This window comes from Polaromonas sp. UBA4122 (assembly GCA_002381615.1).
GTDB lineage: Bacteria > Pseudomonadota > Gammaproteobacteria > Burkholderiales > Burkholderiaceae_C > Polaromonas.
Window position 1 is genome coordinate 1 of sequence record DFWY01000035.1, and the last position, 8235, is coordinate 8235.

General features: G+C 59.8%; 10 protein-coding genes. All 10 read right to left on the minus strand.

Going from position 1 to position 8235, the window contains the following annotated elements:
- Positions 1–41 precede the first annotated feature (41 nt).
- Positions 42–203: a hypothetical protein gene (locus B3F77_RS05230; RefSeq protein WP_293603941.1), complete on the minus strand. Its 162-nt coding sequence runs from the start codon at positions 201–203 to the stop codon at positions 42–44.
- 417 nt (positions 204–620) lie between these two features.
- A complete protein-coding gene (locus tag B3F77_RS05235) occupies positions 621–941 on the minus strand; it encodes an AzlD domain-containing protein (protein WP_293603942.1) in 321 nt (106 codons plus the stop codon).
- Positions 938–1663: an AzlC family ABC transporter permease gene (locus B3F77_RS05240; RefSeq protein ID WP_293603943.1), complete on the minus strand. Its 726-nt coding sequence runs from the start codon at positions 1661–1663 to the stop codon at positions 938–940. Before B3F77_RS05240 ends, B3F77_RS05235 begins: the two co-directional genes overlap by 4 nt.
- A gap of 320 nt (positions 1664–1983) precedes the next feature.
- The gene (locus tag B3F77_RS05245) at positions 1984–2235 is read right to left on the minus strand and encodes a hypothetical protein (RefSeq protein ID WP_293603944.1); all 252 of its coding nucleotides are present in this window, start codon (positions 2233–2235) and stop codon (positions 1984–1986) included.
- A 135-nt stretch (positions 2236–2370) separates the two neighbouring features.
- Positions 2371–3132: a tRNA-uridine aminocarboxypropyltransferase gene (locus B3F77_RS05250; protein WP_293603945.1), complete on the minus strand. Its 762-nt coding sequence runs from the start codon at positions 3130–3132 to the stop codon at positions 2371–2373.
- Between the two features lie 215 nt (positions 3133–3347).
- Positions 3348–4052 carry a glutathione S-transferase N-terminal domain-containing protein gene (locus tag B3F77_RS05255; protein WP_293603946.1) on the minus strand — a complete coding sequence of 235 codons (705 nt, stop codon included), beginning with the start codon at positions 4050–4052 and terminating at the stop codon, positions 3348–3350.
- On the minus strand, positions 4049–7324 hold the full coding sequence (locus B3F77_RS05260) for a type I restriction endonuclease subunit R (RefSeq protein ID WP_293603947.1): 3276 nt from the start codon (positions 7322–7324) through the stop codon (positions 4049–4051). Before B3F77_RS05260 ends, B3F77_RS05255 begins: the two co-directional genes overlap by 4 nt.
- The gene (locus B3F77_RS05265) at positions 7321–7500 is read right to left on the minus strand and encodes a DUF1778 domain-containing protein (protein WP_293603948.1); all 180 of its coding nucleotides are present in this window, start codon (positions 7498–7500) and stop codon (positions 7321–7323) included. Before B3F77_RS05265 ends, B3F77_RS05260 begins: the two co-directional genes overlap by 4 nt.
- A 2-nt stretch (positions 7501–7502) precedes the next feature.
- Positions 7503–7763 carry a DUF2442 domain-containing protein gene (locus B3F77_RS05270; protein WP_293603949.1) on the minus strand — a complete coding sequence of 87 codons (261 nt, stop codon included), beginning with the start codon at positions 7761–7763 and terminating at the stop codon, positions 7503–7505.
- On the minus strand, positions 7735–7974 hold the full coding sequence (locus B3F77_RS05275; protein ID WP_293603950.1) for a DUF4160 domain-containing protein: 240 nt from the start codon (positions 7972–7974) through the stop codon (positions 7735–7737). The genes B3F77_RS05270 and B3F77_RS05275 overlap by 29 nt, the downstream gene beginning before the upstream one ends.
- Positions 7975–8235 lie beyond the last annotated feature (261 nt).

The following is an 8235-nucleotide window of genomic DNA, read 5'->3' on the forward strand; positions in this document are numbered from 1 at the left end:
CACAATGGACGTAAACATTATTTGCGGATAAGTTCTAAGTCTTAATAGGCGATCTTGAGATGATCCAGTGCGCCGCCATTGTTGGCCACGCGGACGCCATCGTCACTTTCAACACCAAAGATTTTCCGGAAACAGTTCTGCAACCCTAAGGCATTGAGGTTCAGCATCCCGATGAGTTTTTGATAAATCAACGGCAGCTGCAAAAGAGACCTGCGCTGAGCGCCATCAAAAAAATGCGCGCCCGCTGGACAAATCCTGCGCAGGATTTGATTACGGCGTTTGAGTTGCGCGGCTTGCCACTGACGGCAGACTTGTTGCGTGAGGCGATAACGTTGATTTGACGCAGCCCGATGGCAATCCTACCGGTACCTGAGACACTACGGCACAAAGAATTTTTTGCCAAATCAGACTCTAGCCCCCGTCGTACCTGCGAGAGCCGCTATCAAATAAGGACCGCTGAGGTATCCCAAAACCTTTCACCACAGCCAGCCGCGCCACAAACACCGCCAGCGCCCGCGTGACATGCGGAAAATCCTGAATGCCCAGCAAGCGCTTGGACTCCGCCACGTAGCGGTGACGCGGGCGCTTGCGGTGCTGCGGGGCACTGCCCAGCCGCCGTATTACCCATAAAAAAACTGCCATCCAAAGAACACGGTCAGGCCGGCCATGATGGTCAGCAACTGGTGCCGCGTCACGGCGCACACTGCCACCGAAAACAGTGCCGCAACCAGCTGAGGATTTCGCCAACTCAACTCCAACTCCTGACCGTGTGGTGCCAAGACCATGGGCACAATAATCGCGGTGAGCACGGTGACCGGAACAAAGCCCAGAGCCTGCTTCAATGTCGGCGAAAAACCCACCCCGTCGCCAAGAACAAAGACAAGCGCCTTAATAAAAAATGTGACCACCGCCATGCCGATGATGGTTGCGGTGGCGCTCATGCCATGCCCCTTTCCGTCGATGTGGGTGCGCGCAGCCTTGTCAGCAGCACGCCAATGGCAACGCCGATCACGATGGCCGCCAGCAGGCCCAGCTTGAATGGCAAGTCCTTCAGCAGATAAGCCATGCTTCCAGCAGCCACTGCGGCTGAGAAATGGGGCAAGCGAACCAGTTGCGGCACAACGATCGAGATGAAAGTCACCACCATCGCAAAGTCCAGGCCAAGGGTTTTCAATTGGGGAAAAACGGCGCCAAACAAAAGCCCCACCAAGGTCCAGCACTGCCAGTTGGCATACATCGAAAAGCCCGAGCCCAGAAAATACCAATGCCCCAAGGGCGCATGGGGGTGTTTGCGGTAGTAGCTGTCCATGACCGCAAAAGTTTCATCGGTCAGCAAAAAGCCGAGCAACCAGCGCCAACGACCTGGCAAATGGCGCACATGCGGCAATAACACTGCCGCGTATAGCATGTGGCGCAAGTTCACGATAAAGGTGGCAAACCAGATCACCATGGCGCCAGCCAGTCCCACCATCAGCCCAATGGCAATGAATTGGCTAGCCCCCGCAAACACGCTGAGTGACATCAACTGCCCTTGCCAGGGTGCAAGCTGCGTGGTTCCGACCAAGGCTCCAAAAATCATGCCGAAGGGCGCGGCTCCGACCAACATTGGAACGGTATCCCGGGCGCCCGCCATGAAGCTGGCAAGCGCAGAAGACTGAGACATAGAAATTCCTGTCAAACAAACTGAGAGGGATCATAGGCAGTCCATCGCCAGCCCCAAAGCTGAGCCCCTCAAGCTGCGCCGAAGCAGTGGCCTGAAAAGTCAAAAACTTCAAGCAAAATCAGGCCCTAGCTCCCGTCGTACCTGCGGGAGCAGCTATCAAATCAGGATTGACAAGCTGGCAGTTTCTTGCACAAGCGTGCGTTTATCAGCACGACCCCTCTCGCCCACTACGCCGCATCGTACTGGCGCGGCGCCCGATTCCATTGCCGACGAAACGCCCGTGCGAAATCGTATGGGCTGGGAAAAAAAGTGAGCGCCGTCTATCGACCCACCACCGACCAGCCCGCGTGGAGGTTGGCCTTGTCGTTCTCGTACTCCCACGCTGTGCCGCAGCGGTCACAGCGGTACTTGGTGATGGTGACCAGATGGTTGCCGCGCTTTTCCTGGCGGTTGTCGCCTTGCACCAGCTCGGGATGCCCGGGGGCGCGGCGCCAGTTGCGCTGGATGCCGGCGCACGAATCGCACAGCGCCATCTTCTTCAATTCGTTTTTTCGGTTTTGGTCTTCGGTCATGGTGCTGCTCTTGATGTGGGGCGACGTTGCCTTGGGTGTTGAGGGTCGATTGTCGCTCTTGGGTTGCCCGTGTTGACGTGAAATTCCAGCCCGACGGCTGTGCCGAAGACATAGCGTAGCCGCGCCAGCGTCTGGTCAAACGCCAGCGCCGCCACTGCCTTGCGACAGACGCAGGCTGCGCAAACGCTGGTGCGCCGCGTCTTCCATGTCCACGGGCCGCTGCTGTTTGGCATTCAGATAGTGGTTGGTGAACACATCCAGATAAGCCTCCAGCGTCTGCGCCGCATGCGGCTCACCGGCCAGCTCCAGGCACAGGGCGCCCACCTCGGACGTGCAAAAGTGGTCGTCACGCCTGGAGCGGCGCAGGCGGTAGCGTGACAGTTGCTCGGACTGCAGGCTGAGCACGGGCAGGTGGTCGAGGTAGGGACTTTTGCGAAACATCTTGCGCGCCTCGGGCCAGGTGGCGTCCAGCAGCACAAACAGCGGGCGCTTGCCCTCCTTGCCATCTATTGGATCGACGGGCAGCATCTGAGTCACCACCCGCTCTGGCGCCACGAACTCCCCTGGAAACACCAGATACGGCCGCCACTGCGGGTCGGCCAGCATGGCCAGCAGCGCAGGGTCTACCTCCGTGCGCGCCCAGCCAAAGGCAGAAGTGCTAGAGACCACATCGGCAATCAGCCAGCCCGTGTTGCTGGGCTTGAGCGGCTCGATGTCGGCCATGATCAGGCACACCCCCGCTCGCGTGGTCACCGCCGGGTGCAAGGCACACAGGCAGTGGCTGATGATCAGGCGGCAGCCCGCGCAGCGCTCCCCGCGCGGACCGCCACGGGCGAGAAAGGGTTTGGAGCTGCGCGCCAGGCGCGCGGCGCGCAGGCGGGAGACGGCGTGGGTCATGCGGATAGTCTGGAAGCGGCTTTGGTGAGGATGGGTCGCTCATGGAAGAAATGGCGTGAACTGGGATCTGACCCTAATTCTCCTGGGCGCTGGGGCTAGATTGTCGCCCCTCGGCCTCCGAGGCTCAAGCAACTGCGGCGCAAGCTGAAAAGTCATAAGACTTCAAGCCAAATCAGGCTCCAGCCCTCGTCCTGCCTGCGGGAGCAGCTATCAAATCAAGGCCGCGGCGGAATCGCCAGTCCTCGCCCCACAGCCGGCCGCGCCACAAAGGCCGCCAGCGCCCGCGTGACATGCGGAAAATCCTGCATGCCCACCAGATCTCCCGCCTCGTAGCGCTCGATCAGGTTGCGCACCCAGGGGAAGGTGGCGATGTCGGCGATGGTGTAGGCATCGCCCATGATCCAGGCGCGGCTGGCGAGCCGCTGGTTCAGCACGCCCAGCAAGCGCCTGGACTCCGCCACGTAGCGGTCACGCGGGCGCTTGTCCTCGTAGTCCTTGCCAGCGAAAAAATGGAAGAAGCCCAACTGCCCAAATATCGGGCCGACGCCGCCCATCTGCCACATCAGCCACTGGACCGTCTCGTAGCGACCAGCGGCATCCTGCGGGATGAACAAGTCCGTCTTCTCGGCGAGATAGAGCAGGATCGCGCCGGACTCGAACAGCGCCAGCGGCTTGCCACCCGGCCCGTCGGGGTCGAGGATGGCCGGAATCTTGTTGTTGGGAAAGAGCGAGAGGAATTCCGGCGACATCTGGTCATGGGTCTCGAAGCTGACCAGATGCGGCTCGTACGGCAGGCCGGCCTCTTCCAGCATGATCGACACCTTGACGCCGTTGGGCGTGGGCAGCGAGTAGAGCTGCAGCCGCTCGGGATGCTGGGCGGGCCACTTGCGGGTGATGGGGAAGGCGGAGAGATCGGTCATTGGGGTCCTTGGGATGGGAGCGGGCGGTACGCACTCAACCCCGCCCCGTAGTAATGGTCATACACATGGGCATACGCCCGGGCAAACTTTTCGGCGCGGATGTCCTTGGTGTACTGCACCGGCAAACGCCGCATTTCCAGTTTCAGGGTCTGCATCACCGCCGCCTTCGTTTGCTGCTTCTCACGCCAGTCGAAAACCAGCTTCTCGCGTCTAAGCGTTTCCAGTAGCTCACGGCACACTTTCTTCACGTCAGCCTGTTCAGCTTTGGTCAGCACCGGTTCCGGCTTGGTCAGGATGTCAAACAGCGCCAGTTCCTCCTCACTCAGGCCCTCGGCAATACCCCGCTGATCTTCAGCAGAAAGCACTTGCACAAAGTCCTTCAGCTCAGCGAACAGGGCTTCGATGTTTTGGCTGCCCGCGTTGTAGGCGTCAATCAGTTTCTGGAATTTCTCAGCCAGGTCGACCCGTGAGGCATTCAGCTTCAGCATCGTCGCCAGTTTGCCTTCAATCAGTCGCTTCAGCTTTTCCGCCTCGGTGTGCTTGTGGCCCTGGGCGAACTTGGCTTGCAACGCCTCGAAGTCGATTTCAGACAGGTTGATCAATGACTCCGCGCGGCTGGCTGGCCCGATCCTGTAGCCCTCGGTGGCAATCGAGTCGTTCAGCAGGTCTTCCACATCACCCATGACGGCCGAGATGTCGGGTTGCTCCGTTTCGGCCTTGATCTTGGCGGCCAGATAAGACACCAGCACCGACAACGGCGCCAGCTCATTGGCCGTTGGGTCGGGCAGGATGGCCCTGAACAGCCGTGCCACGCGGCTGGCCAAACTCAGGTAGCGCTTCTTGTCGACCTCAGTCCCCAGAAATGCTTCTATCGCATCATCAATCAGCCCAATGCGCTCAAAACCTTGTGCTGCCGCGATGGTGGGCAGGGCCACCCCGCGTGTCGACGCAAAGCTGTCGGCCTCGTCCAGCGCCAAGCGTAGCGCGGCCACCAGTTCGGTTTTGTCCAGAATAGGCGCACCCGCTTCGCCGCCAGCGGCACCGGGCTGGGCATAGATGGCCAGCGCGTTTTGCAAGGCGCGAAAGATGCCCACATAGTCCACGATCAGGCCGGATTCTTTGCCTGGCGCCACGCGGTTGGCCCGCGCGATGGTTTGCATCAGCGTGTGCGCCCGCATCGGCTTGTCGAGGTAGATGGTCGAACACGTCGGCACATCAAAGCCGGTGATCCACATGGCGCAGACAAACACCAGTCGCAGCGGCGCTTCGGGCGCCTTGAACTGCTCTGCCAGGTCTTCCTTGAGCATGCGCTGGCGGTGCGGCACGATGTTCAGCCCCTTGTTGGCGAGGTCCTCCACCTCGTTCTGGCCTTGCGACACCACCACCGCCATGTCGGTGGTCTCCATCAGGTGAATGCGGGCGATCAGCGCCTCGCGAGCGTCACCATTTACAACCTGGTTCACTGGCACCAGTGCCGACTTCAGTCGCGCAATTTCAGTCTGCCAATGCGCCTGCACCTTGTCATACATGCGCACCGCCGTGGCCTTGTCGATGCACACCATCATGGCCTTGCCCCGGTAACCCCGCCCGGTGAAATGCGTCACCAAGTCCTTGGCGATGGCGTCCAGCCGGTCTTCGCGGGTGATGATGTGGTACTCGCGGCCAAACTCGCGCTCCAGCTTTTTCTCCTGATCCTCGTCCAGCTCAGCCGCTTCCAGCAAGCCTTCCAGGTCTTTATTCAAATCCTCATTGGTGAGCTGCACCTCGGGAATGCGGTTCTCGTAATACAGCGGTACCGTGGCGCCGTCTTCAATCGAGCGGGCAAAGTCATAGACGCTGACATAGTCGCCAAACACCTCGCGCGTGCGCTCTTCCTCACCCTTGATCAGCGGCGTGCCGGTGAAACCGATGAAGCCGGCGTTGGGCAGGGCGTTGCGCATGTTCAGCGCAAAAATGTCGTACTGGCTGCGGTGCGCCTCGTCGGTGATCACGATCACGTCCGAACGATCCGACAACTGCGGGTACGCCTTGCCCGGCTCGTTTCTGAACTTTTGAATCAGCGTGAAGATGTAGCGCTCATTACCACTCAGCAGCTCTTTCAGGTGGACACCGCTGGTAGCCCGCACATCCTCGCGGGCCGTGGCACCGGTGGCCTTGAAGGTCTTGCTGATCTGGTCGTCCAGCTCCTCGCGGTCGGTCACGATCACAAAAGTGCAACTGCCCAGCACCCGGCGCAACACCTTCTGGGTAAAGAACACCATCGACAAACTCTTGCCCGAGCCCTGCGTATGCCAGAACACGCCCAGGCGTTTGGCGTCCATCTGGCCGCTGGCCTGCTGGCTTGCCCGCAATGCCACCAGCCGGGCAATCGACTTGTTGACACCCAGAAACTGGTGGTTTTTGGCCGTCTTCTTGATCAGCCCGCCCTTGCCCTCTTCAAACACCGTGAAATTCTCCACGTAGTCCAGCAGCCGCGTCGGCTCCAGCAAGCCACGCAAGGCCCGCTCCAGCGACACCTTGCTGCCCTTGCCTACAACCTCGGCTTCGTCATCCACCCGCTTCCAGTCAAAAAAGTGCTCCCAGGCGCTGGTCAGCGTGCCCACCCGCGTTTCCGAGCCGTTGGACAGCAGGATGAACGCATTGGGGTGGAACAGTTGCGGCACCGACTGGCCCTTGTAGTCCCGCAGGTTGGCGTCAAAAGCGCTCTTCAAAGGCACGCTCGGTTTCTTGAGTTCAATGAACACCAGCGGCAGGCCATTCACAAAAGCCACCAGATCGCAGCGACGGCGGTACATATCGCCCGCCACCCACATTTGCGAGGTCAGAAAAAAGTCGTTGTTGCCGGGCGTGGCCCAGTCAATCACGCGCAGCGTCTCGATGCGGTGCGCGCCTGTGTCGTCCAGCACCTTGACCTTGACGCCGTCTTTCAGCAAACGGTACAGCTCGCGGTTGGCGTTGACGGCGATCTGCTTGGAGCGGTCTTGCGTGATCTGCTCCACCGCCTGCGCGTAGGCGTCGGCCGGCAGGCCGGGGTTCAGCTGCTCCAGCGCGGCCCGCAGACGACGCGGCAGAATGACCTGGTGTTCGCTCATTCGGCCTTCGGTGCCCTGGTCACCGAAGGTTTCCGCATACAGGTTTTTGACTGTCCAGCCCAGACCGGCCAGCAAGTCCATCGCCGCCTGCTCAACCAGCACCAACTCGCCGTAGCTGGCGGTGACTTCACGAACTGACAGGCCGCCGCTGCGTGAATCGGCCAGCAACGCGCCGCTCATTCGGGTTTCAAGAGTTTTTGGCGGCGTGCGACGGCACGTTGCAAAGCGGGCGCTGGCTCAGGCGGTGACAAAAGTGCTTGTGCCATGCGCTCCTGATCCGCCAAAGACAGGCGGATGATCTCGCGGGCTGCATAGGGGTTTTTCCTGGCAGCGGAAAAGTCATATTCTTTGCGCATGCTTACTGGCTCGCTGCCTTCGATACCAATGGAAATGCCGACGGATCGCGAATCGATTCGACCGAAAGATCAGCGTCGAGTTGCGGCCAGTAGAGGTGATCAGGAGTGGGCCAAAGAACGTCGGTCAGCTGATCGATGCTTGCCTTTTTGAACCACGGAAATTGCTCGAAAGGAACGAACAACTCCTCGTCGTCAAGGAGCAACCAGAATCCGTGTTTTGACACGTGGGTGACTTCAACTGCCGAAGTGGTGGTGCCATGCATTTCGAATCTCCTCGATGTGTGCCTCGACAACAATTTGCGCTTCATGGCATTGTTTGGCAGACAAGCCAATGTGGCTGGCCAGGTCAACCTGCGGCGTGAGCCAGAACTTTGCCTCGCCATCCGGGTGGGCAACGTGGACATGGATACGCGTTTCTTCGCGTGAGAAGAAAAATAGTCGGAATGGTCCGTCGCGTACAACTGTGGGTGCCATATCTCAACTGTAACGCAGAGCGGTATGGCAGCAGGCCAAGGATGCCTGTTGCGGCCCCATCGTCATTGCGAGCCCTTCGACAGGCTCAGGACAGGCCAAGGCGCGGCAATCCATGTCTTTGTAATTTATACATAAAAACAAGCGCTAGCCCTTATGCTGACTCCATAAACAGCTACTGAAATAATAGCAAATAGAAGGCATGGATGCCGGATCAAGTCCGGCATGACGGCTACCAAGGGCCGTCATTGCGAGCGAAGCGCG